The organism is Nitrosomonas mobilis (genome assembly GCF_900103035.1).
Lineage (GTDB): Bacteria > Pseudomonadota > Gammaproteobacteria > Burkholderiales > Nitrosomonadaceae > Nitrosomonas > Nitrosomonas mobilis.
Map to the genome: position 1 here is coordinate 1 of NZ_FMWO01000040.1, position 23109 is coordinate 23109.

Consider the following 23109-nt stretch of genomic DNA (forward strand, 5'->3'; position numbering starts at 1 on the left):
TACGGAATTAGCTATCGTGAATTGGAAGAAATGATGTTGGAGCGTGGATTTGAAGTCGATCACACAACGCTTTATCGTTGGGTTCAACATTATGCACCCGAAATGGAAAAACGCATGCGGTGGTACTACAAGCCGACGATGGGCTACAGCTGGCGGGTAGATGAAACCTATGTCAAGGTTAAAGGGAAATGGACATATTTGTACCGAGCTATTGATAAGCACAGTGACACGATTGATTTCTATCTTTCACCTACCCGTAATAAGAAAGCCGCCAAACGGTTTCTAGGCAAAGCGCTCAAATCCATAAAACCATGGGCACATCCGCAGACGATTAATACAGATAAAGCGCCGACTTTCGGTCCTGCCATTGATGAGTTGAAGGAAGAAGGGAAATGCCCTGAGGATACGGTACACCGGCAGGTAAAGTACTTGAACAATATTGTCGAGGCTGATCATGGAAAACTCAAACAGCTGATAAATCCCGTACGCGGGTTCAAATCCATGAAGACCGCCTATGCAACGATCAAGGGGTTTGAACTCATGCACATGTTCAAGAAAGGACAGATGGATGCATGGAAATATGGGCAAGGTCTCATAGGAGAAATCCGTCTTATTGAAAGACAATTCGATATTTACACCGCATAATCAAAAATATCAGAGATTTACTCTAGCCAACGCTATTTTTTGCAACAGAGCCAGGTAACGAGTTGCCATGGTCGATTCCTCTTGACCACAATGTTAGATACTTGGCGTAGTGATGCCATAAGTGGCCTTAATTCGTTTTGATGTTGAAAGGTAAGCAGTCAAGATTGCTGCGGCAAAAATTGAATCAATCATATTTCCGACGAACTGTGGGCCAGGCTCAGATTTTCCAAAGATCATGACAGGGATGAATATCCTCAGTATGAAGCTTGCGATTGGCCCAATTACCCAGAGGGTAATTTTTGTGCGCTTTACTGCTGATAAGCTGCGTTCCTTAATGAGGCCGAGCCCGGCATAAAAACTCAGGTAACACACAAGCAAGAATGTCCCGCAGGTCGCGGATTGTATATACCCAATGCTGCGACTGATTCTAAATTTGGATATTGATCTTCAACTATCATAAAGTCCGTATTTATGTTTACCGCCCTCATTAGGGGAACTAGAAACATGAGCCCAGTGACTAGCAGCAACAACCAGCCACCAACCCCTGAAACGCCGCTTTGTTCTGGCGCGGCAGGAGGGTATTTGTTTGCAATGTTTTTTATGCCGTGTGCAATCATCCATGTGATTACAATGATTATCACAAGCGGAAGAAAATCAATCAGCATTGATGGTTTGTCCATTGAGGGCTCCATTGAAAGTACCTAACGTAATATATACGTCAAGAATATTGGACCTCGACTAATCCAATCCAGTTAGGCTTGCTGGTTTCGGCTTAGCCAGGAAAATGCACCCGGGGATGTATCTTTTGGCTCTGTTGATCCAGCAGATTGTTTTGTGTCTGCCGCTCCCTTTATAGTTGCTTCACTGACAGCAGGAACATCAACGATATTTTCCTGCTGCGCTTTTTTTCTGGATTCGATCATCGCCTGGCGCACGATTCCCCTGACATGGGTAGCGATCCTGAGTATTCTTCGTTTCCATTCATAGGTTACTCTCGAATAGTCACTGTCAGGAACCAGACCGGATAACCAGACTGCATCGAGCTTGGTAATAAGGTTATCGAATTCACGGATGATGTTCGCATAACGTGCCGATCTATGGGAGGATATCTTCGCCTCCACTATCACGGGTTGTGAGTAACTGACACTTTCAAGCGTAATTCCATTGTTCTCGGCAATTTTTTCGAGTCTGACTATTTCATTGCGAATGTCAGCCTGAGCCTTGCTTAGTTTCTCGTCGATTAATCCCTCCATCTCGCGCACCTGATATTCGTCCGCGAACGCACGCAGCACGACACTCAAGGAATAGATCGATTCAGTATAAACATCAAACCCTCTCTTGAACGTTTGCTGCGCATGGAAAGATTGCAATGGCAATTTTTGCGACATATATGGACGACTGCTGGCCGTTTTGTTTTCCATGTCTTTTCCTTGATGTTGATGGCAAAGTCTTGATTATCCTTTTTAGTGATTTCTTAAACTACCCCCGATAAGTGCCCTGAATTTGTCACTTATCGGGGGTAGTTTTTCACATGCAATGTTCGTAGCATGTGCGCATGAACAAACTTTGTAATCATTTCGCAAAATATTATCCGCTGTACCTCTGGATACTGGTGGGTTGTACCGCTTTTGGGAGAGGTTATGCCGTCTCACTGAATGTGACCAATTCCTTACCAGGAATTTTTTATCTGATTGAAAAAAACAAGGCGTTTAAACCAGCTCCGAATGAAATGATCGCTTTTCTGTACGAAGGTGATGCCTTCTATAGTAAGGGAGCTGTCTTTGTCAAAATAGTCAAGGGAATACCTGGATCGATCGTCTCATCCAAGGAAGCAGACCCCGTCACTCATGATTATTTCGTAGACAATGTTTTTTTTGGTAGAGCAAAACCCTACTCCAGCACCGGCGTACCAATAAAACGCGGTCCGACTGGAATCATCCCTGAAGACCATTACTACGTATACGCCACCCATCCAGACAGCCTCGATTCGAGATATGAGCTTGTTGGATGGGTTCGCCGGAACCAGATCATTGGACGCGCCATCAGGGTTTTTTGATCATGTTGACGAGTCTGCTGAGGTTTCTAAAACTGTTGTTGTTACCAGACGGTGACAAAGCATCACCTAACCATCTTGTACCGGCAGCCAGGCACTGGCAAGACAAGGATATTCCTCGTTACCCCCCGTTTATGCAGGGGCTACCGGTCATTCCGGTTGAAAAGCTCCTGCATACCCAGACAGCACTCATTGAACGTATCAAAAACACGACCGGCATTACACAGACGCAATTCAACCAGTATTACCGTCCGGTTATCGAGAAATTCTCGTCTTACGCTCATCTTTTGCCTGCTTCACAATCCCATCATCATCGCGGTGCAGGTGGATTATTCAGGCATTCCCTGGAAGTTGCGCTGTATGCGCTGCAATCTTCGGAAAAGGTTTTACTGGACATTGCACAGACTCCCGCAAAACGTAGAGAGCTGGAACCACGATTGCAACTGGTGACATTCCTTGCAGCCCTGTGTCACGATGCTGGCAAGCCTGTAACCGACATGACCATCACCAATCATGATCGATCTGCTATCTGGCGACCGATCCGGGAAAGCCTGCATGCCTGGGCAACCCGACAGAAAGTTACCACCTATTTTCTTGATTGGCGTGAAGGGCGTAACCGCCAGCATACCGCCATGGCGAATCTGGTCGCAGACAGAATCATCGGGACCGAGGCGCTTGCCTGGATTGAGGAAGGCAGCATTGAACTCATCATCTGGTTGATGGAATCCCTGAATTCCAACCCATCTGTCACCAACCCCATATTCGATCTGGTGATCAGGGCTGACCAGGCCAGTGTCGAGCGCGATCTCAAAACCATCGGCGCAACTATGGCGGGCTATGATCTGGGCGTGCCGGTAGAGCGCATACTGACCGACATCATGCGCCGCCTGACCAAAGAGGGTGTCTGGACGATCAATGAACCAGGAGCGCGGGTGTGGAAACTCTCCGGCAGCACCTATCTTGTCTGGCCTGCTGCGGGTGAGGATATCGCAAGAGTCATCCGTGAAGAACGGATGCTGGGGCTGGCGCGTACCTCGGAAGGAATTCTCGACATGCTGGTCGAGCGCGATATTGCGCAGATCAAAGAAGGCCAGTCACCTTACTGGAAAATTGCGCCTGCCTGCCTCAAGGAGAAGATCAAGGATATTCGCTTGCAGGCAATACGCCTGAAAGATGACGTGATCGTATCCGCAATGCCATTACAAACGGTAGAAGGAGAAGTGATCGATGATACTTGTGTGCAGTTGGAAGCACCAGAAGCGGCCACCCAGTCACCATCTGTTAAGAGTTCAGTCATCGTTGAGGTAAACCAAGAACCACCAGCAACCTTACAGACAAACCAGCCTGCTAAGAAAGAGGCTGCTTCGCTGTCACAGCCAGCATTGCCAGTATTACCGAATGAATTGGAGCTGGATTTTCCTGACAATGAATCAGGTAGGATACTACAAGTATTACGTGATGCTGTCGCATCGAAACGCAAACAATGGGGACAGGATGTTCTGCTTGATGATAACGGGTATCTACTGATCCGCTGGCCGGATGCTTTTAGTGATTGTGCTCTGCCGCTAAAGAACATTCTGGATGCGCTATCTGATCAAAAATGGTTGTGGATCGATCCTGTGACACCCTGGAAGAAGGTAGTCGATGCTGAAATCAATGGCCAGATTACTAAGGCCATTCGGCTGGAAAAAAGTATCAGTGCTTCTCTGTCCGGGATGTCTTGCAAGCCGGTATCCAGTTCCAGAGAAATAACATCGATGAGCGTCAAACCTGAAACAGATAAAAAACCGTCGTTACCGTTGCAGCAACCTGCACCTTCACCTGAGGAATCTTCAGTTAAACCAGAAAGTACAACTGGTAAGCGAGGTTTCCCTGCACTGAAAGAACTTATCGCAATCGCTCAACTAGAAGATATAAAGGCTGATCAGGATGGCTGGTTGGTTCTCGACCGAAAATTGCTGGCAAAGTCAGTCAGGGCGGCAGGATACCGGTTTACCGTGGTTTTTCTGAACAGTCTCGTCAAAGACAACCCAGACAGGTTGTCGAGTGAAGGCACATTGATCCGGTTAAAACTATGAGACATATTCATATGCTCGCCTGCTGCTTGCTTGTATTGCTTGTCGGACAACTCATGGCCGAAGACCTGGATGTGATTGGGCCAACGTATCCCATACAGGAGCGCGATCTAATCGAGGCGATGCAGACCAGGTTCAAAAATATGGAAAAAAGCGGTGAGCTTGCCGATCTGGAGGAAAACTATAAAAAACAGGTGATTTCAGGTATCGAGCGACCACAACCGGTTGCAGGTATCAGCACATCTGGAACCAACAAAACTTTTTACGTTGATCTCTCTTTTACGCTTGATCGGGATGTCGTGGACGAACATGGCCGGGTGATGTTCAAGGCGGGCTTTAAGGTCAACCCCCTCGACTATATTGGTTTTGGCAAGATACTGGTGTTTTTCAATAGTGACAATAAGCGTGAGAAAGCCTTCGTTGAGCGTTATATCAAATCGGCGGAGATGCCAGTCAAACCCATACTGATTGCTGGTGCGCCACTGGAACTGATGCGCGAATGGCAGCGGGAAGTATTTTTTGACCAGGGAGGCGCGTTGTCAAAACGCTTCAAAATCACCCACTCACCTTCTACGGTCAGACAGGAAGGCAAAAGGCTGAGAATAGATGAAATCCGTCTCTAAAAAACTGTTTTTTGCCTTGCTGCTGATCGGCATTTGCAATGCATCCCATGCTGCCACCTGTACCGGCAGGTTTGCCAATCCGATTACCGATATTTGCTGGTCATGTATATTCCCGATCCGCATTGCCGGTATTTCCATTTCATCACTTGAACAGGAAGATACGCCTAATCCAGAGGATATTGCCTGCGCGTGCGGCAACCCCCCAAGAGCAGGCATTCATGTGAGTTTTTGGGAACCGGTCAGGCGTGTTGATGTGGTACGTGATCCGTTCTGCCTGACCAGTCTCGGTGGTATCAGCATGAATCCTGGTTTTGATGCGCCGGTTGCCTCAAGAAACCGGCGTGACGGGATGGATCAGGCGTCTTTCTATCAGGTACATTGGTATGTAGATCCGATCATATTCTTTTTACAAACCATACTCGATAATGGCTGTCTGGAGAATGTTGGATTCGACATTGCTTACCTGACCGAACTCGATCCAATGTGGAAGGATGATGAATTAACTGCACTACTCACCCCGGAAATCTTTCTGTTTGGCAATCTACCCGCGCGGGCTGCCTGTGCAGCTGATTGCGTCGCGGCAACTGCCGGTTTTCCCAACAACCTTTTTTTCTGGTGCGCAGGGTGCCAGGGCAGTTTGCATCCTTTGAACGGCAACATTCAGGCACATATTGGCAGCGTCCAGGCATCCAGTCTGATGGTGAACCGTATTATCGCCAAGTTGCACCGCGAGCTGCTGATGTGGTCCGCTGCTGGTAACAATTCAGTATGTGGCTATACCCCGCAGCCAGTGATGGACAAGACTGGCTACAAGTACCAGATGCTCTATCCCGTCCCACAAACCCTGAAAATTGCGGGCAAATGTTGCCAGCCACTCGGACGATCAACCGTATTGTGGGGCGCTGGCCGTGAATTTCCGATCCAGGGTGAAGACTTTTCCTATCAGATATTCAGGAAACGTAACTGCTGTCAGGGTGCCATTGTGCTGGGGGAATGATATATATAGCAATATATATAGCTATATATATATAAAGATAGCTATATAGCTGTCTTTATATGCATGAGAGTGAGTAATGAGAAATAACCGGTTCCTGTTTTTTGTCGCCGTAGTCGCAACCTTAGTGTTCCTGCCGTCACTCCCTTTGGCGCAGGAACACCTTTTTCCAGGTAATACGTCTACTGAGCACAAACCGTTGGTACGTCTGCCTGATGACGAGGACATCCGGAATGCCTCTAGTCGTGGGCGTAAGGCTATGCAGCAGCTCGATACACTTGAGAAAAATAACGCGATTGCCATACCGCAAATGCCCGACATGGACGCCTTGCCGCAGCCAGCTTTTCCAGCAGATGACATTACTACCATTGCCGAGAAATTCAGGGATATAGGTGAAGCTAGTGCTGAAAAAATGCACTCGCTCGATCTCCTGATATTGGTGTCCCTCTCGATGCCGGAAGCAGCGTTACGCAAGCTTGCTGACCAGGCGGAAAAAGCAGGTGCTACATTACTGTTTCGTGGACTGAAAGATGACTCAATGATGAAAATGGGGGAGGCTGTCAAGGCCATCCTGGATGGTCGCAACGTGCATGTCGCCATCCATCCGCCTGCTTTCCAGCAATTCGGTGTGACCCGCGTACCTGCTTTTGTCCTGGCCAGCCAGGAAGCGGGCAAGGTAATGGATAACGGTTGCTCAAAACCACAGACCTTTGTCAAGGTTAGCGGTGATGTGTCGCTCGACTATGCGCTCGAATACATAGAGCGCACAAGCCCTGACTGGTCGATGGTGGCCAGATCTTTCCACTCACGAATCGTTCGCGGAATCCAGTGAAATATAATCTGCACCTGATGCTGATCGGGCTGTTTTTGGGGCTGTCCGGTGCAATTTTCGCTGATGATATGAATAGTGCTTTCGAGGATGCCAAGGCATTAGCCGATAGCAGAAATGCAGCTATTTTTTCGGGAGTCAATGAACAGACGATAGCTGACAAACTGGATTATTACGGTATGCCACCTGCCGAAGCCAGTCTATTCCAGGATGGCCAGGGACAGCTCACCCAGCCAGGTCTGGATAAGGTAAATAATTGTGCTGGATATATTCCAACCGGCAACGCCATGTTCGATCAGGAATGTGATGCGGTCAATTTCATCGTTGACCACCGACAAACCGTGCAACATGTTCCGCTCGCGCCTGATGATCCTGTTCTGCAAAATACCCGCAATGCCAGAAACAATGCGCCTGCCGTTTTCCAAAACACCGGTATTACTTCGAATAACGATGGTCAGTGTGTTGCTCAGACGAACACTGTTCCAGCGGTTTATGCAGAAAAATCCTGCGCCTTAATCAAGGAAGTTGCACCGCATGAGTGCCTGGCTCCACGGGATATTGTAATCGCTCAACAGCAAGACTCCGTTACTGGCGGGATCATTCATGTGCTGGTTTCGAGCGATTACGACATGAGCGTCTGCGGCCAGTGGCATAACAATCCAAACTATGAGTATGTCGGCAGTGAATGTGTATCGAAAGTACCTCCATTCCCACTGCCTCCGGAAATCAGTTTGGCGGATGTTGCACCAGACGGATGTTTTACCCAGAAGCGGGGATATGTTGGACTAACTGGCGTTGAAGATCATACGGAATGCCTGATTTTTGATAATGATCCGGAATGCACTTATCAGTCGGATGCTGCGTGTCAGCAGACCGTAACGATCAATGAGCAGCAGATATGTGTCGATCAGGAAAGAATCTATAGCTGCAGAACAGCGCCATCTATGGACAGCACGTTTCTTGACTGCTCAGGCCAGAAATTCTGTATCAATGGCAACTGCTTCAACACCGGTCATCAGAATGACACCGATTTTGCGCAGGCGATGTCATTGGTTGAGGCAACCAGGGAAGCCGGTGTCTACCTGAATGAAAACACCTGGCGTATTTTCGACGGTGACAGAGGTAAGTGCCGCATAAAGCTTGGTGGCATCATGAACTGCTGTTCCGGAAGCTCTGGTGGCAGCACTTTCAACAATAATCTCCTGTTCAATCTGACGGTTCAGGCAGGAAAGAATGTGCTGTCTTACGGCAGCAAATATCTCTACGATGCGTTGTATACTTCCACTGCGCCGAACTGGATAATCAAGGGGATGTCGGCAATGATGAGCGTTGATCCACTGAAGATTCCTTCTGGCGGATTATTAAGCGCATTCTCGCCATCATTGAGTTACTTTGGATTCAGTGCAACACTTGGATCGACACCAGCACCAGGGTTTGTAACCAGTCTTATAGGCGCGGAAGGAGCGATTATTCCATTAGGAACACCAACCATGTTTGGTAGTAGAGTGGCATTCGGTTTTGACCCAACTTCCTTTGCTATAGCGGTTGCCATCATGGTTCTTCAGGAACTGCTGTCCTGTGAGCCTGATGAACAGATACTGTCAATGAAGAAAGGGCAGAATCTTTGCCACCGGGTAGGATCGTACTGCTCAAAGAGATTCTTCGGTGTCTGCCTGCAAAGCACTCGCTCCTACTGCTGCTATAACAGTCGCCTTGGCCGCATCATCAATTCCCAGGGAAGAGCGCAAATCGGAAAATCATGGGGAAGCGCCAAAAACGCAAATTGCGCGGGATTCTCCCATGCCGAATTTGCGTCGATCAATTTCGCAGCACTTGATTTATCTGAGTTCTCACGCGAGGTTATGACAGCCGTGAGACTGCCGAATACGTCGGATCTATCCGATAACGCAAGAGACGTAATCACAAGAAGGACACAAAATTACTATGACACGGGTCATCAGATTGAATAATTCTTCAAAACAAATCGTTTCATTTTTTCTGATTTTTTTGACGGTAAGCTGTCAATCGATTGTTGAACATGCTCCTCTTTCAAATTCAAGCATCCATTCATTGGTAATGGATAAAACTGCTGTATTCAGTTCACGTAATTTTGATGCAAACAAATCCATCTATGTAGTTAGCGAATCAGGCATTAGACCGCCACATTTGCCGCTTACGTCAAGATTATTTGGCGAAAACGGATTTTTTGTTACCTCCGAGAAAGATAATGCAGATTACATAATGTTTGTCATATCCTTTATTACCATGCCATTCAAGGAAGATGGCCGTGCAATGCCCTATACGGCAGAATATCTTTTATCGATGCGCGAGGAGCCGCCTGTCGTCAAACCGTTACTTTTGCCAGGAGAGTCTACAAAAAAACAAATCGATAAAATGGCAAAACTTGTAGATAAAGCGACAAACAATGGGGCTAATTTCTACATGGGAGCAAATCCAATTTCACTTGGATCATCACTAGGTAGCGGATTAGGTGGGATTATTGCTGGAGCAGCAATGGGGGTTATCGGAACGGCGACTGGCATCGCTTCACAAAACAATATTAAGGAGGGATTGGCTGGCCTCAGATTTTCTATTGCATCCAACAGGTCAATTGGAAATCAGGTTGTTGGATTCGACATCTATATTGCTTCTACTCAGCCCGAACATCCAGAAACCTTGTTGCGCGCAGCTATTGAACGCGCAGCAATTGAACTGGGAGTTAGCAAATAATAGTGAAAACTATGGCAAAAATAACTCATCTGCTGGTACTTTTATTCCCGGTACTTTTCTCCTGGCAAGCCATGGCAGGAATGCCGACCTATCCCAACATAAAGCCGTTGCTGATAAAGGCAATTGATGCACCGGATGGTACAGTCAGCGGGATTGTTTCGGGACCGATGGCAGGATTTTTTCGGCAGACAACCGGATCACAACAGCCAGTTATTGCCACAGTGACAACACTGGCAGAATTCGATCAACCAGGCTGCAAACGCCTCAATCTCCACCTCAATCAAACTGGAGCGCAGACAAAATCAGGTGAGCCGAAGGATTTTGATGTGAGCTATGGCATCAATCTTTGCAGAGACGGCGATGCGCCTGCAAAACAGAGCCAAATGCTTGGCAACTAACATCCATCTTCAGTCTTTTGCTGGTCTGCCACTACTCGCTTCAAGATATTCATCATTTCATCCTACTTCAGGACCAACCAAAACTTCCAATGCGGTGGCCATTTCTCCAGTCGAAACACCCTTCAAATACAGCCAGGGTAACGCCGCCTCTAGCATAACGGTCTTCCGTACATACGGCGGCACCAGGGATGACCGAAATATGGCTAATTCATGGCTACTTGGTACATGTTGTTTTAAAAAAATTGATAGCACATGGAAAAATTATCCATGAACATATCTCTTTTCCAGTCGATTGCATGGAAAACATAATTGTTTTTGAAACACTCGAAGAAGCTTAGCTTTCTGTCACAAAAATTGGATCAAAACCAGCCCACATCATACGTTTTCCATCAAACGGCATTTCAGGCATATCTTTCCATCTTGGATCAGATTCCATCGCCTTCGCCGCGGCTTCGTACGTTTCCTTATCCGGCCATTCAATCCATGAAAAAACAACTGTTTCTTCATCTTTTGCTTTCACGGCACGCTTAAAATCAGTGACTTTACCATCAGGCACACTATCACCCCATGCCTCAACGATTTTTAATGCACCATATTCTTGAAAAATAGGCGCGGATTTTTCCGCTAGTTTTTGATATGCGTCTTTGTTTTTGGTTGGAACTGGTACAAGAAATCCTTGTATATAGCTCATTTGCTTTTCCTTTCGCTAAATACGTTCATTATTACCAATTTTGTAATATGAAGCACACTCTATTTTTCATCTATATGGCGTTTAAAATCCATCTCTTCACCCAATACACGAACAATTATAATTCCGGTGTCTGTGTTGATAAAGAAAACAACATGACGGCCATAGCGAAAACGCTGTAGATTAGGTGTAAGTTCGTCTGAATTTACGCCTATATTTGGATTGTCAGCAAGAAATTCAAAGCGTTCATGCAAACCAAGTACATAACTTCTAGCTTGTGCTAGTCCCCACGTTTCTATCCCGTCTTCATAAATTTTATCAATATCTAGGTCAGCTTCTGTCTGTATCTGGTAGCGTGCCATTTTCTATCATTCTCTTTTCTACGCGTTTCATAATATCAGGCACACTATTCTCACTAATCCCACTGGCTAAACCTTCTTCAATCGCAGCTTTAAGCGTTTGAAATTTTTCCTCACGCTCACGCTCACGGCGAATAAGATCGTTTATAACATCCGTTTTGTTTGAATATTCTTTACTCGCAACCTTAGCATTAAGCCAATCGTCATTGGGCGATGTAAAGTTAACTGATTGCTTTGTCATGGTATTGTCCCTCAATTCAAACTATTTAGTTAAGTTCCAATATACACCCGAAAAGCACCCAATCGCAACAGGGAAAATACGGCTTCTTCAGAAAACGTATAAGGGTTCGAAAACGGACACTATTACCAAATCGGTAATTTCTACTGTGATTTTTCCCCACGCAATCACATCGTAAACGGCGGTTTCACCCTTTTAAACCATCTATTGCAAAACAGGTTTAAAAAAATCTTGCAAAAATTATTCCTGATTAGCAACGAACGTCAGCCATTCGAATAGAGTGCAAGGACTGCGGAGTGGTCGAAGCAGCGGCGATCAGCAATCGTTCGTGCAGTGAGCAAAGATCAAAACGCCGGTTGAATTGGTAACTGAAGGCGGCAAGATAGCGAACGGCATACTTGCGGAAGTTGAACGTATGGTAACAACCCGACAAGCTGGTCTTGAGATTGCCGAGGATAGTATTGATCCACCGGAACTCGGGAGTCTCCTTTGGTTTGCGTCCGGCGATAACTGTAAAATGGTGGCTACAGCCAATTTTGGTGACGGCACCAAAGCAGGCCAAGGCATCCGAGAACACCGTGCAGCCGGGCGCCAGACAATCCTTTGCCCAGGCTGAAATTGCCTTTAGCGTAAATCCCGAGACTGGGGTAAGCCTCACGCGCAAAGGGTGATCATCCTCAGTCAGAGACACAGCGGCAACAATGGGCACCTTATTCTCTGAACCTCTACCCGCTTTTCCTCCCGCACGCTCTCCACCAAGATAAGCATCATCGACCTGGATTCTGCCATCAAGGACATAGCGCTCCTCACGATTAGCCATCGCCTGCATCAGTTTGTGATGTATCAACCATGCCGTAGGATAGCTCACTCCCAGCTGGCGCTTGAGCGCCAGGGATGACAAACCGGTCTTGGCCTGACTAGCCTCGACAAATGCTTAGCGTACAATTTTTTCTGTTTTCTGAGTCGACCCCTAAACGAGTTGGTTCCGTCTATCACACATCGGCGGGATGCGATTTCACACGGTGATGGTGACGTTGGCACGCTGGCCAGGGGTAGCGAGAGCATTTGAACAAAACTACAAAGAGATGCACTGATTAATTCCGGCACCGGCCCTAGAAACATATTTGAGGACAAGGCCAGTGGCGCAAGGGAAGATCGTGAAGGACTGATAAACGTGTTGGAATATGTCCAGCCTGGTGAATGTCTGGTGGTCTGAAAACTCGACAGATTGGGAAGATCGTTATCGCAGCTCCTGAAAATCGTGGTTGATCTCCAGAAACGTAATGTGGCTTTCCGCTCTCTCACTGAGCAGATAGACACCTCCACTCCAAATGGTGAATTACTGTTCAGTATTTTTGGTGCTCTTGCTCAGTATGAGAGCGCCCTCGTCAGAGAGCGCATTCTGGCGGGATTGGAATCAGCAAGAACAAGAGGGAGAAAAGGTGGGCGACCCAGAGCGGTTGATGATGAAAAAATGACTGCGATTGCTCATGCCCTGCAATCCGTTGCAAGCAAGGCATCCGTATGTCGGAAGTTCAATAACAAACGGTCTGCACTGTACGATTATCTGGGAAGACATTCCACAGACTCTGATTTGCATTCTATCAAATAATTCTTCCACATTTTCTGTGGATAACACACCGCATGAACAGAGTAATCGATTGTGAAACAAGTTATTTACTAGGTTGCTGAAAATTTGAGCAGTTAAAATAAATAACTCAACTTTAGACATTCAGCCATTTATCGAATTAAAATAATTTGCGAAAAATAAGAATTTTGCTATAGAATAATATCGTCTCGTCCCTTCTAGTAAAGGGTCTGGTCTTCCAAGCTGAGGAAGTCAAACAATCAGCAATCTTAGTTCTTCATCTTATGACAGGCTTTACGGCTTGTCATTCATCAATCCCACGGGGACATCTTCCTCCCCGCAGGGATCATGGTGTCTCCGTGTTTTCAGGAGCATCATCATGAAAACATCATTCGTAGCATCCATAAGCCAATTAATACCTGATAACAGTGCTCATCAGGGAATACTTCAGTCGCTACCGGCTGAGGAATATCACAGTAACCCGGCGATTGGACACTCAAGTCTGTTGAAATTAATGCGCTCGCCTGCGCATTACATCGATTACGCGACCAGTCCACGTAAGCCGACACCCGCAAAGCAGCTTGGAAGCGCTTTCCATGCAGCCTTGCTTGAGCCGGAGGTTTTCAAGCAAAGCTATGTCGTCGCGCCTAAGTTTGATCGGCGTACCAAAGACGGTAAATCTCAAGCTGAGGCATGGGAAACCGCCAATGCAGAAAAAACAGCGCTGAGTGCCGAACAGATGGAATCCATTCTAAAGATGGCTTCTGCTGCACAGGAGCACAAAGGTGCAAAATTCCTGCTTGCGCAAGGCGAGGCAGAAATGTCAGGATTCTGGACAGACCAGGAAACCGGCATTGCTTGCAAAATCCGTCCAGATTTTCTGGCAAAGAGAGGTGAACTCATTACTGGCCTGATCGACATCAAGACCTGTGTCGATTCAAGCAGGGAAGTATTTGCCAAATCAATTGCCAAATTTGGCTACGACGTGCAGGCAGCCTACTACACCGATGGATTGGAAAAACTGACTGGTAGAAAAGTTGGGTTCTACTTCATCGCTATTGAGAATGATGCGCCACATGCAACGGCGGTCTATGAGGCCAGCCTTGAAATGATCGAGATTGGTCGCGCCAAATATCGTGCAGCACTGGAATTACTTCAATGGTGTCGCAAGGAAGGTTACTACCCGTCCTATCAGCCTGCGGGCGAGATCGAGAGAATCGATTTACCACGCTGGGCATCCAGTTTTACCCTGGAAGATTAGCTATATAGCTAACTATATCTCTTAACCACCACCCCTATGCTCCGGCGTAGGGGTGTCCTAGCAACCAGCTATATTGATAGCTATATAGCTATACATCCATGACTGTTTTCCTGAGCGCATCGAGGTGTACTGAGGAAAACAGGATTGTTCTCTCTGGCTATGGCCAAGGGACATGAAGGTAGCTGGCCTTCCTAAACGAGCAGCAATTTCCAGGCAATCGGGCAACCGGTTGTTTATTTCAAACCCTGCCGGGTAAACATTGTTCCCGGTTGGGGATGGTGTCATGTCCGGCTTTTTCTAAAAATAAGGAGTAAATCATGTTGAATAGAATTCAACTTATTGGTTATCTGGGTTCTGACCCGGAGATTCGCTACACCCAGCAAGGTGAAGCGATCACTCGCACCCGTATTGCTACCAGTGAAAACTGGAAAGACAAAGCTGGTGTGAAGCAGGAAAGAACGGAATGGCACAACGTCGTTTTCTTCGGAAAGCTCGCTGAAATTACTGATGAGTATCTGAAGAAAGGATCACTGGTTTATATCGAAGGTCGGCTTCAAACCCGGTCCTGGGATAAGGAAGGTGAAACCCGTTACGCAACCGAGGTTGTCGCTGACAGCATGAAAATGCTGCCAGACGGCAAGAAACAGAGCGTCGGCAGTAAAGATAAACAAACTGCTGACTTTGATGACAATTCTGGTCCTTTTTGAGGAGACTGGTATGAATCATAAAGCCATCCTTCCTACCCTCTGGAAAAACGCCCTTGTCAGAAATGACTGGGCTGATCTTGAAAAGAACTTCCCGGAGGAAGCTGCCAACGCGAAAGTCTGGCAGATTGAATCCGGGTTGTCTGTAATTGGATACAGGAATGAAATCCTGTTCATTAATTACGAAGGCCGCATGACCGAGTGTCTGGAGTTTACCTGCGCAGAAAATAACCCATTTTTTGAGAAGGTTTTGCATCGGATCGAGTGTGGCGTTACTACAGCGACGGATGCGGAGGTTATTCGTCGCTACGTTGCAGAAATCAGACAATTAAATTGCCATCATTGATTGTCATTCCATTCCCAGCCGGGGATTCGTCCCCGTCCGGGATGCACCTCGGCTGGTTTTCCTCAAGGAGAATCAAATGAAAGCAATTGATTTAAAGCCTTTGGCAATGGGTAGATGGGAAGAAATTCTCACTGCCCTTGCACCTCAGTCTATCGTTGCCTTAAAGCACAAGGGTCGTCATGTGCCATGCCCTGTTCATGGAGGCAAAGATGGTTTTCGAGTATTCAAAAATGTTGCGATCACAGGCGGAACCGTATGCAATACCTGTGGTTTCAACAACGATGGTTTTAACACCATCATGTGGCTGAATGGCTGGGATTTCAAAACCACCTTGCAGGCGGTCGCGGATCATCTCGGATTTGGTAGTCAGGAAAACCCGGCTATACGAAGGGCATCAATTAATGCCAGGAATTTCGGCCATAACGATGAAAAGCTCCGCCAGGCACTCAATCGTGTTTGGCATGAATCGCTAAGTCTTTACGATACAGAGGCAGGGCCAGCACGTCTCTATCTGGCGAGAAGGGGAATATCCATACTTCCTGCGGAAGGATCGGCAAGATTTCACCCATCGCTTGCCTACTATGACAATCGAAAACTTGTCGGCAGATTTCCTGCGATTGTTGCCATGGTCAGTGATGCAGAAGGCAGGCCTGTCACCATTCATCGTACTTATATTACGGTAGATGGCAGAAAAGCACCGGTTCATTCGCCCAGGAAATTAATGGGCTATCCAACAGGTGAACGTCAGATAACCGGCGGCGCCATCCGGCTAACCAGGTCGGATACGCAAACACTCGCCATTGCCGAAGGACTGGAAACGGCTCTTTCGGTAATTGAGGGAACAGGCATTCCAACATGGTGCGTGATTAATGCCACTTTGCTGGAAACCTTTGTGCCACCTGAAGAAGTGTCTCGTGTTCTTGTCTTTGCCGATAAGGATATTGGGACTGATCAGCACCCCAAGGGTCATGGCCAGGAAGCCGCAAGAAATTTGACCATGCGTTTGTGGCGGGAAGGATTCATAACTTCGATATTCATGCCCTCTACAAAGATTGCGCAAGGTCAGAAATCTATTGATTGGAATGACGTGCTTTTCAAGCAGGGAAAGCAGGGGTTTCCAGTCGTTGATCTTGAAGAAAACAGGTTTGGGCAAAAGTCTGCCTGAACCAGGATAGCCCCGCCCAACGGGTGGGGCATCATCCTTCGATGACTATCCGAAGCATTTTCCATGAAAATGCTTCGGATAGTCACTGTATTCATCTGCCGTGAGTAATCATGGAAGACGATATTCGTAACTGGCGAATCCAAATAATCAGTAAACAACCACGCCTGACGAATTTATTTCTGCCGGGTGTTTTATATTCATTTCACCCTAAGCGGGGGCATTATTCCCGCAGGGGCATGGTGTCTCCGCATTATCAAGGAGCAACATCATGGCTTTTCAAACACTGAAAAACATCAATCGTTCTCAGTCAGGTAACAATGAAAACGAACCAAAGAATTTCCCGGTCATGCTGGATAAATTCAAAGCAGAGATTGCACGTGCATTACCCAGGCATATCAATCCGGATCGGATGACACGAATTGCCCTGACTGCTTTTCGTATGAATCCGCGACTGGCCGAATGCGATCCACGTTCGGTATTTGCAGCGATCGTCCAGTCCTCGCAACTGGGGCTGGAAGTCGGCTTGATGGGAGAAGCGCATCTCGTTCCATTCAAGAACGAATGCCAGTTGATTCCAGGTTATACCGGACTGATCAAGCTGGCACGGCAGAGTGGGTTTGTACAGGACATCTACGCGCACGAAGTCAGGATGAACGATCAGTTCAACTTGAATCTGGGCTTGGAAAGGAGTCTTGAACACGTACCCATGCAAGGATCATGCGGTTTCCCGGCAACCGACGATGAACGCGGACCAATCGCTGGTTTTTACGCGGTTGGCGTCTTTAAAGACGGTAGCCGGACATTCGTTGCCATGGGTGTCACGGAGGTTGAGCGTATCCGCGACAATTCACGCGGATATCAGGCAGCAAAACGGAGTAAAAAGGATTCTGTATGGGATTCTGATTTCACCGCAATGGGTCTGAAAACCGCAATCCGGCGGTTATGCAAATATTTGCCAAAATCGCCGGAGCTGGCTACCGCCTTGTCACTTGATGCAGCATTCGAGCAAGGCAAAGATCAGCATCTCAATCTCATCGATGCTGCCACAGGAGAATTTGTGCCAGATAATTTCGATGAGGAAGAATCCAGCGAGGTAAAGGTAGAAATGCCGCCTGCTGTCAAGAAGTCTGATGCTGCAAAAGCATCTGAAGCAGAAATCAGTAATCCGGTATTACAGGCTGCGATACTGGCTCTGGAAAAAGCAAAGACTTATGACCAATTGGACGAAATTTATATCCGGCTAGAAGCAGACTTTGCTGATACTGACCTCGAATTTCTGATGCGTCATTACCGCCGTATTAGAGATTCCATAGAATCAAAATAGATATATAGCTATCTATATATCTATTACTTGAACCGCCCTCCCCTATGCCTCGGCGTAGGGGTTTCCCTGATAGATAGCTATATATCAACATATCAAGCTATCTGTATTTCCTGATAGCTATATATCTATCAATGCTTTCCTGAGCGCATTGAGGTGCCCTCAGGAAAGCAGAATTCATGCCCGTGGTTATCCATGGCTGATCTTCCAAGCTGAGGAAGTCAAACAATCAGCAAATCAATAAGCATCCGGGCAGCCGGGTGTCATTCATTAATCCCGCGGGGACATTATCCCCGCAGGGGCATGGTGTCTCCGCATTATCAAGGAGCAACATCATGGAAATATTGTTTTCTATAAAAGCAGTGTTTTCCTGGATACATTGTAAAAGTAAGAAAAAGGAGTTTCAGCCGGTCCAATGGCTGGAAACAACTCTTGTATTTTCGCTAAACGATGAATGGCGTGAGTACGATACTCCTACATGGTTACGCAGGGGTATTTGTATCACAGGTAGGAATGCTGCTGCCAGGAACAATCTTCTTCAATCCACGAGAAATACCCGTACCCGATAAGGACAGGTTTTCCGGCATTACCGAATGGAGATTGTTATGGGTATCTTGTTCGATATGGCAGCATTTTACAGGTGGCTTGAACAGGCATCAGATCGTGAGCTTCTTGCTCGTCGGGACGAAGCTCTCAACATAAAAGACCACATCAGTGATTCGGATCTCAAGCAGGATCTATGTCACCTGATTCGGTTGACTGAGGAGGAGCTTGTTGCTCGGAAGTTCCGGGCATGAAGCTCATACGCCGCATTTTTGCCAGAATGTCGGAAGCGTTACTTCTTCCCTCCATGATGGCAAACACTCCGGCCGCCTCATCACTGACCATGGCTCTGTGCCTGATTCTTTCCAGGCACAAGTCAAATACTTCTGATCGAGATAATTGAAAATGCTCGCAAAGATCTTCAAATTCATCTCGACGGAATATCCAAGGCTGGTTGAACAGGAGATATTTCTTCTGATCTTGTTCATCCTTGCCGCCAACTATGAGCGAGAACGATGAATTACATTTTTTATTCATGTAATTAGTCTATCACGCTTACCATAACCTCAAGCGGGGACATCACTCCCCGCAGGGGCATGGTGTTTCCGCTTCTTTTTGGAGACACCATAATGGAAAAAGTTGATTGGAATCTCTTGCTGCATGATGCGCTTTCGATGCCTGGTAAATTGTCTGAAGCGTACTTTGCCATGCACAACTACTCACTCAGCAACAGGGTGCTTGCAATTAAGCAGCTTGTTCCGCGCGGGTTACCTATTTCACCCATCGCCAGCTTCAACCGCTGGAAAGAACTTGGCCGCAAGGTCAAGAAAGGCGAAAAAGCCTTGTCATTGATCATGCCTTTAACCATCTGGAAAAGGAATGAAGCCAGTGATGAGAATGACGAAACCGATAAAATTCATAAAGGATTCATGCTGAAAAAATTTTGGTTCAGCCTGTATCAGACGGATGGTGATCCTGTTCCTGAAATTATCATTCCCGAATGGGACAGGGAAATGGCGCTATCCCGACTTGGCATCAGAGAAGAAGTTTTTGTTGGTTTTGATGGCAACAGCATGGGATATGCAGTTCCACGCGAAAGCTTGATCGCGATTAATCCACTCAATCGGCTGCCATTCAAAACTTCTTTTCATGAAATAGCACATTGCCTGCTGCACTCCGAAGAATCAATACTGGTCGATTATCTGCTTTTGGAGAAGGCAATCTATGAAGTTGAGGCAGAGTCGGTAGCCTATTTGTGCTGCGCATCGCTCGGCCTGCCTGGACTGGAAGAAAGTCGGGGATTTATCCAGTACTGGATGTCGAACTCAGCTCCTGGTTCTCTTTCAGATAAAAATATCCGACGCATTTTTGGTGCTGCCGACAGAATATTGTCCGCTGGCCATAGAGGATGAAATCATGAACACAATTGAATCCAGAATACGCGGGCTGTTGCATGCCATATCCGAACTTCGTGATGCACCCTACACGATACGGGGCATGTATTTTGATCAGGATGGTTTAGTACAGCGAGCCATCGATGAATCTCTGCAAGCCGATGTTATGGCGCAGCAGGTATTGTAGAAACCTGAACCGCTGGAAGTGACAACATGATTGTCGATACTTCCGGCGGTTCACCAACAGATAGATAGCTATATAGCTATCTATCTGTGCTTTCCTGAGCGCATTGAGGTGCCCTCAGGAAAGCAGAATTCATGCCCGTGGTTATCCATGGCTGATCTTCCAAGCTGAGGAAGTCAAACAATCAGCAATCAAGCTGGGTACGCTTCTCAAAGCATACCTTTTCCCATACAGGGGCATCATCCCCCCTGTTGGGAGCTTGGTGCCTCTTTTTTTCAAAGGAGTTGCATCATGAAGCAGTTCAACCAAATGAGCAATATCGAACTTCTGACATTGCTCGTCGGTGAAGAATTAGCCAGCAACCTTGGAACCAAATACCTCTCCGAGCTGTTTGGTTTCATGAATCCAAGATCAGTAATGGTATCAAGCGGTGAACATCATACTTACTACCATCTTCATCCAAACTTGGGAGCAGCAAAGGAGCTTATTTCCCGCTGCTTCCTGGAACAGATGACTTCTGGAGAATCATTTTCCTCTCCGGATGTTTCTAAAAAATGGTTATGCACCATGATTGGAAATCTTGAGCACGAAGTTTTCTGGTGCCTCTGGCTGGATTCGCAGCACAGACTGATCACAGCCGAAGAAATATCTAGGGGTACGATCAACCAGGCCAGCGTTTATCCAAGGGAAATTGTGAAACAGGCGCTCGCCGTAAATGCAGCGGCGGTCATTCTGGCTCACAATCACCCATCTGGTCTTCTTGATCCATCGTCGGCAGACATTCAGTTGACGGTGGGTCTCAAAAAAACCCTTGATCTCGTGGACGTAAAGCTACTGGATCACATCGTAATAGCAAATTCTTCCGGTGTATCTTTTGCCGAAAGGGGGTTGTTATGAAAAGGGTATTTAGCTTTTATGCTGATGCCGGTCATGGCTGGCTCAGGGTACAAAAAAGTATACTTGCCGAGCTTGATATTGCAGAGAAGATTTCTTCTTTCAGTTATCAGCGCGGTGATTATGCTTATCTCGAAGAGGATGTGGACTTGTCCTTATTCCTGAAGGCAATGAGAGACCGTGGCATCGAACCTGAGTTTCGTGAATATCATTCCGAATATTCCAGAATTCGCAGCTTCGATCATTATCGTTACAAGTTGCCGTTATAGCCACAATTCACCTCTGGCAGATTTTCTGCTGGGGGTGAATTAATACTATTTTTTGTCTTTTGTGCCATTATCTACCGGCTTGCCACCAACATCTTACCAGGCATCGCTCAAGACTGGCGGCCAGCGTTGTTGAAGCGTGGAACAGTCGTGATGATAGAGAACGATTTGCGAACCGATTACCCTTACCCTGTTACCGGTCGCCCTGCTTTGTGGCAATCAACAACCGCCGAACGGGGAAACGTCGCGCGATCAAGGTCCAACTGATGGGTGACGGTGAGTGCTCCAGACTGGTTGCGCATTATCTGGATGTTATCGAATGCAGGATACTGCCGGAGAAAAAATTTAGTCCAAAATGCAAGTCTTGTGGCCACCGAATGGTTTGCGGATGGCAGAAGCTACTGCCCAGCAGTTCCCAACTTTTTAACTACACTTCCAAAGAATAATTCCATCGACGACATCACTTACCGTTTTGTACTCATAAGCGTTGAGCAGAGAAGTTAAATTATTGTTGATAATCTCGACGGCCTTTTTTCTGTCTGAGCGAATAAACTCGCTTTGATTGCCACATGTTTTGTCTACCCAAATTTGAGGGTAAGTCCTAATTGTATGATTCAGGGATGCAAGAATCTCCGCAACATAAGGAGCCGTCTTTTTGAAATTCCAATCAACTTTTCTCAGAGAATGCATATTCCCCAACAAAGCCAATATGGGTACCTGACTTACCTGCTCTGCCAATATTTTAGTCATCCACTCATCACGTCTAACGTCTATTTCCATTCCGGCATCAATCGCAATCAGTTTTAGGCAATCATTTACTTTTGCCATTTTTGCCAGATCATTGATCATCACACGAAAGGCAGTGTGATCGATTATGGAAGAAATTTTAATATCGGATACAGTTGACTTGCCTTCTACGATTTCATCAAGAATCATTTGTTGATTGCTGGCAATCTCAAGCGCAACAACCAGGCATTTATCCTGCTGCAAATATTTGGATATTACAGACTGGAAAAATTGGATAGATTCAGGTCGCTTATGATGTTCACCGATTATTGTAATGCTGTTAGGCTCAATGCCTTTTATGATCCATTTCTGGACTTCACCTGAATAAACCGAATTTGAGAAAAACAACCCGGTTACGAAGAAAAAAAAATAAATCCTCTTTTTCAAAGCAACGAATATGGAGCATTCTGATTTCATCTTTTTCTTGCTTGTCGCCATTCCCATGGTGGAACTTGCTGAGCTTCCGGTAGGCTCCATAGCCCCGATCTATTCTTTCTAGCCCGTTTTTCCAAAGCATAGAGATTTTGATCCTTGGCATATTTTCGATATACCCAAGCAGCCCCAAGCCTCACCATTTCTGCATTTACATCGATATTATCCGCATAGACTCGCCCAACCGTACGTCCATAGCGATCGATATCCCGCACTTCGACGCTTATGGTTTTGCCGTAGACAAGCCGAGACAATTCTTGTTTTGCACGCTTTCCATAAGGCTGTGCTGATTCGGGTGTATCGATCTCAGCGAGCCGTACTTTGATTTGTTTTTTTTGATTATCCAGGATTGTTAGCGTATCACCATCTGATACACCCACTACTCGCCCAATATGTTCCTGAGCTACCGCAGATAACGGTAAGAACGCAACACATAGCAAAACGAGAAATAAAACTTGCTTAAAATTTTTGGGATTCACCAAATATTCTCCTACTCATTTATATTTTATGCAGATAGAGACAATCTTTATTGCTATCGACTGTTTTGGCTATAAAGTTGAGAGGCGGGAAACAAACTGGTCAAACCGCGTTGT

At 46.5% G+C, this 23109-nt stretch carries 29 protein-coding genes and 2 pseudogenes; 20 read left to right on the forward strand and 11 right to left on the reverse strand.

Annotated features, from left to right (window positions below):
- Positions 1–645 (forward strand): IS6 family transposase (locus NSMM_RS04105; RefSeq protein ID WP_090284884.1); only part of this gene is annotated, 645 nt, incomplete at its 5' end.
- Positions 646–738: 93 nt separating this feature from the next.
- On the opposite strand, the gene NSMM_RS16970 is transcribed toward NSMM_RS04105, so the two are convergent.
- From NSMM_RS16970 to NSMM_RS04120, 3 genes are all read right to left on the reverse strand, one after another.
- Positions 739–1017, reverse strand: coding sequence for a DUF2569 family protein (locus tag NSMM_RS16970; RefSeq protein ID WP_176753850.1), 279 nt, complete (start codon positions 1015–1017; stop codon positions 739–741).
- Positions 1005–1325, reverse strand: a complete 321-nt coding sequence (locus tag NSMM_RS04115) for a hypothetical protein (protein ID WP_090284888.1) — start codon at positions 1323–1325, stop codon at positions 1005–1007. Before NSMM_RS04115 ends, NSMM_RS16970 begins: the two co-directional genes overlap by 13 nt.
- Before the next feature lie 72 nt (positions 1326–1397).
- Positions 1398–2066 (reverse strand): AcaB family transcriptional regulator, encoded by a 669-nt coding sequence (locus NSMM_RS04120; protein WP_090284890.1) that lies wholly within the window; start codon positions 2064–2066, stop codon positions 1398–1400.
- Between the two features lie 134 nt (positions 2067–2200).
- Between NSMM_RS04120 and NSMM_RS04125 the strand changes: the two genes are divergently transcribed.
- From NSMM_RS04125 to NSMM_RS04160, 8 genes are all read left to right on the forward strand, one after another.
- Positions 2201–2701, forward strand: a complete 501-nt coding sequence (locus tag NSMM_RS04125) for a S26 family signal peptidase (RefSeq protein ID WP_090284892.1) — start codon at positions 2201–2203, stop codon at positions 2699–2701.
- 2 nt (positions 2702–2703) lie between these two features.
- Positions 2704–4776, forward strand: coding sequence for a MobH family relaxase (gene mobH, locus NSMM_RS04130; protein WP_176753851.1), 2073 nt, complete (start codon positions 2704–2706; stop codon positions 4774–4776).
- Positions 4773–5396: a type-F conjugative transfer system protein TraW gene (traW, locus tag NSMM_RS04135; RefSeq protein ID WP_090284896.1), complete on the forward strand. Its 624-nt coding sequence runs from the start codon at positions 4773–4775 to the stop codon at positions 5394–5396. Before mobH ends, traW begins: the two co-directional genes overlap by 4 nt.
- Positions 5380–6393: a conjugal transfer pilus assembly protein TraU gene (gene traU / locus NSMM_RS04140; protein ID WP_090284898.1), complete on the forward strand. Its 1014-nt coding sequence runs from the start codon at positions 5380–5382 to the stop codon at positions 6391–6393. Before traW ends, traU begins: the two co-directional genes overlap by 17 nt.
- Before the next feature lie 76 nt (positions 6394–6469).
- Positions 6470–7222, forward strand: a complete 753-nt coding sequence (trbC, locus tag NSMM_RS04145) for a type-F conjugative transfer system pilin assembly protein TrbC (RefSeq protein ID WP_090284900.1) — start codon at positions 6470–6472, stop codon at positions 7220–7222.
- The gene (gene traN / locus NSMM_RS04150) at positions 7219–9189 is read left to right on the forward strand and encodes a conjugal transfer protein TraN (RefSeq protein ID WP_090284902.1); all 1971 of its coding nucleotides are present in this window, start codon (positions 7219–7221) and stop codon (positions 9187–9189) included. Before trbC ends, traN begins: the two co-directional genes overlap by 4 nt.
- Positions 9164–9949, forward strand: coding sequence for a hypothetical protein (locus NSMM_RS04155; RefSeq protein WP_090284904.1), 786 nt, complete (start codon positions 9164–9166; stop codon positions 9947–9949). The genes traN and NSMM_RS04155 overlap by 26 nt, the downstream gene beginning before the upstream one ends.
- 11 nt (positions 9950–9960) lie before the next feature.
- On the forward strand, positions 9961–10347 hold the full coding sequence (locus NSMM_RS04160; RefSeq protein ID WP_090284906.1) for a hypothetical protein: 387 nt from the start codon (positions 9961–9963) through the stop codon (positions 10345–10347).
- A 66-nt stretch (positions 10348–10413) separates the two neighbouring features.
- Here NSMM_RS04160 and NSMM_RS04165 read toward each other — a convergent pair.
- The 5 genes and pseudogenes from NSMM_RS04165 to NSMM_RS04185 all read right to left on the reverse strand — a co-directional run.
- Positions 10414–10545: pseudogene (locus NSMM_RS04165) on the reverse strand (IS256 family transposase); the annotation flags it as partial.
- Between the two features lie 136 nt (positions 10546–10681).
- Positions 10682–11038, reverse strand: a complete 357-nt coding sequence (locus tag NSMM_RS04170; RefSeq protein ID WP_090284910.1) for a DUF1428 domain-containing protein — start codon at positions 11036–11038, stop codon at positions 10682–10684.
- Between the two features lie 59 nt (positions 11039–11097).
- A complete protein-coding gene (locus tag NSMM_RS04175; RefSeq protein ID WP_090284912.1) occupies positions 11098–11397 on the reverse strand; it encodes a type II toxin-antitoxin system RelE/ParE family toxin in 300 nt (99 codons plus the stop codon).
- A complete protein-coding gene (locus tag NSMM_RS04180; protein ID WP_090284914.1) occupies positions 11366–11635 on the reverse strand; it encodes a ribbon-helix-helix domain-containing protein in 270 nt (89 codons plus the stop codon). Before NSMM_RS04180 ends, NSMM_RS04175 begins: the two co-directional genes overlap by 32 nt.
- Positions 11636–11882: 247 nt before the next feature.
- A pseudogene (locus tag NSMM_RS04185) lies at positions 11883–12551 on the reverse strand (IS1595 family transposase); the annotation flags it as partial.
- A 309-nt stretch (positions 12552–12860) separates the two neighbouring features.
- Here NSMM_RS04185 and NSMM_RS04190 point away from each other — a divergent pair.
- The 7 genes from NSMM_RS04190 to NSMM_RS15070 all read left to right on the forward strand — a co-directional run bounded on the left by NSMM_RS04190 (position 12861) and on the right by NSMM_RS15070 (position 18719).
- A complete protein-coding gene (locus tag NSMM_RS04190; protein ID WP_245654679.1) occupies positions 12861–13244 on the forward strand; it encodes a recombinase family protein in 384 nt (127 codons plus the stop codon).
- Positions 13245–13599: 355 nt separating this feature from the next.
- Positions 13600–14481, forward strand: a complete 882-nt coding sequence (locus tag NSMM_RS04195; RefSeq protein WP_090284916.1) for a PD-(D/E)XK nuclease-like domain-containing protein — start codon at positions 13600–13602, stop codon at positions 14479–14481.
- A 317-nt stretch (positions 14482–14798) separates the two neighbouring features.
- Entirely contained in the window at positions 14799–15188 is a 390-nt protein-coding gene (locus tag NSMM_RS04200) for a single-stranded DNA-binding protein (protein WP_090284919.1), read from the forward strand.
- Positions 15189–15198: 10 nt separating this feature from the next.
- On the forward strand, positions 15199–15531 hold the full coding sequence (locus NSMM_RS04205; protein ID WP_090284921.1) for a hypothetical protein: 333 nt from the start codon (positions 15199–15201) through the stop codon (positions 15529–15531).
- Positions 15532–15607: 76 nt separating this feature from the next.
- Positions 15608–16696: a DUF7146 domain-containing protein gene (locus NSMM_RS04210; protein WP_090284923.1), complete on the forward strand. Its 1089-nt coding sequence runs from the start codon at positions 15608–15610 to the stop codon at positions 16694–16696.
- 268 nt (positions 16697–16964) lie between these two features.
- Entirely contained in the window at positions 16965–18020 is a 1056-nt protein-coding gene (locus NSMM_RS04215; RefSeq protein ID WP_090284925.1) for a recombinase RecT, read from the forward strand.
- Between the two features lie 456 nt (positions 18021–18476).
- Positions 18477–18719 (forward strand): hypothetical protein, encoded by a 243-nt coding sequence (locus NSMM_RS15070; RefSeq protein WP_143001852.1) that lies wholly within the window; start codon positions 18477–18479, stop codon positions 18717–18719.
- Between the two features lie 24 nt (positions 18720–18743).
- Here the strand turns inward: NSMM_RS15070 and NSMM_RS15075 are convergent, their stop codons facing one another.
- Complete coding sequence (locus tag NSMM_RS15075; protein ID WP_143001853.1) at positions 18744–19097, reverse strand: hypothetical protein; 354 nt, start codon at positions 19095–19097, stop codon at positions 18744–18746.
- Positions 19098–19189: 92 nt separating this feature from the next.
- On the opposite strand from NSMM_RS15075, the gene NSMM_RS04230 reads away from it, so the two are divergent.
- The 4 genes from NSMM_RS04230 to NSMM_RS04240 all read left to right on the forward strand — a co-directional run bounded on the left by NSMM_RS04230 (position 19190) and on the right by NSMM_RS04240 (position 21301).
- On the forward strand, positions 19190–19972 hold the full coding sequence (locus NSMM_RS04230) for an ArdC-like ssDNA-binding domain-containing protein (protein WP_090284930.1): 783 nt from the start codon (positions 19190–19192) through the stop codon (positions 19970–19972).
- 4 nt (positions 19973–19976) lie between these two features.
- Positions 19977–20141, forward strand: coding sequence for a hypothetical protein (locus NSMM_RS15545; protein ID WP_176753852.1), 165 nt, complete (start codon positions 19977–19979; stop codon positions 20139–20141).
- A gap of 288 nt (positions 20142–20429) precedes the next feature.
- Positions 20430–21035, forward strand: coding sequence for a RadC family protein (gene radC / locus NSMM_RS16855; protein ID WP_218121001.1), 606 nt, complete (start codon positions 20430–20432; stop codon positions 21033–21035).
- Entirely contained in the window at positions 21032–21301 is a 270-nt protein-coding gene (locus NSMM_RS04240) for a hypothetical protein (RefSeq protein ID WP_090284932.1), read from the forward strand. Before radC ends, NSMM_RS04240 begins: the two co-directional genes overlap by 4 nt.
- Before the next feature lie 420 nt (positions 21302–21721).
- Here the strand turns inward: NSMM_RS04240 and NSMM_RS04245 are convergent, their stop codons facing one another.
- Together NSMM_RS04245 and NSMM_RS04250 are read right to left on the reverse strand one after the other, a co-directional pair.
- On the reverse strand, positions 21722–22528 hold the full coding sequence (locus NSMM_RS04245) for a hypothetical protein (RefSeq protein WP_143001854.1): 807 nt from the start codon (positions 22526–22528) through the stop codon (positions 21722–21724).
- Positions 22498–22995, reverse strand: coding sequence for a thermonuclease family protein (locus NSMM_RS04250; protein ID WP_218121002.1), 498 nt, complete (start codon positions 22993–22995; stop codon positions 22498–22500). The genes NSMM_RS04245 and NSMM_RS04250 overlap by 31 nt, the downstream gene beginning before the upstream one ends.
- Positions 22996–23109 lie beyond the last annotated feature (114 nt).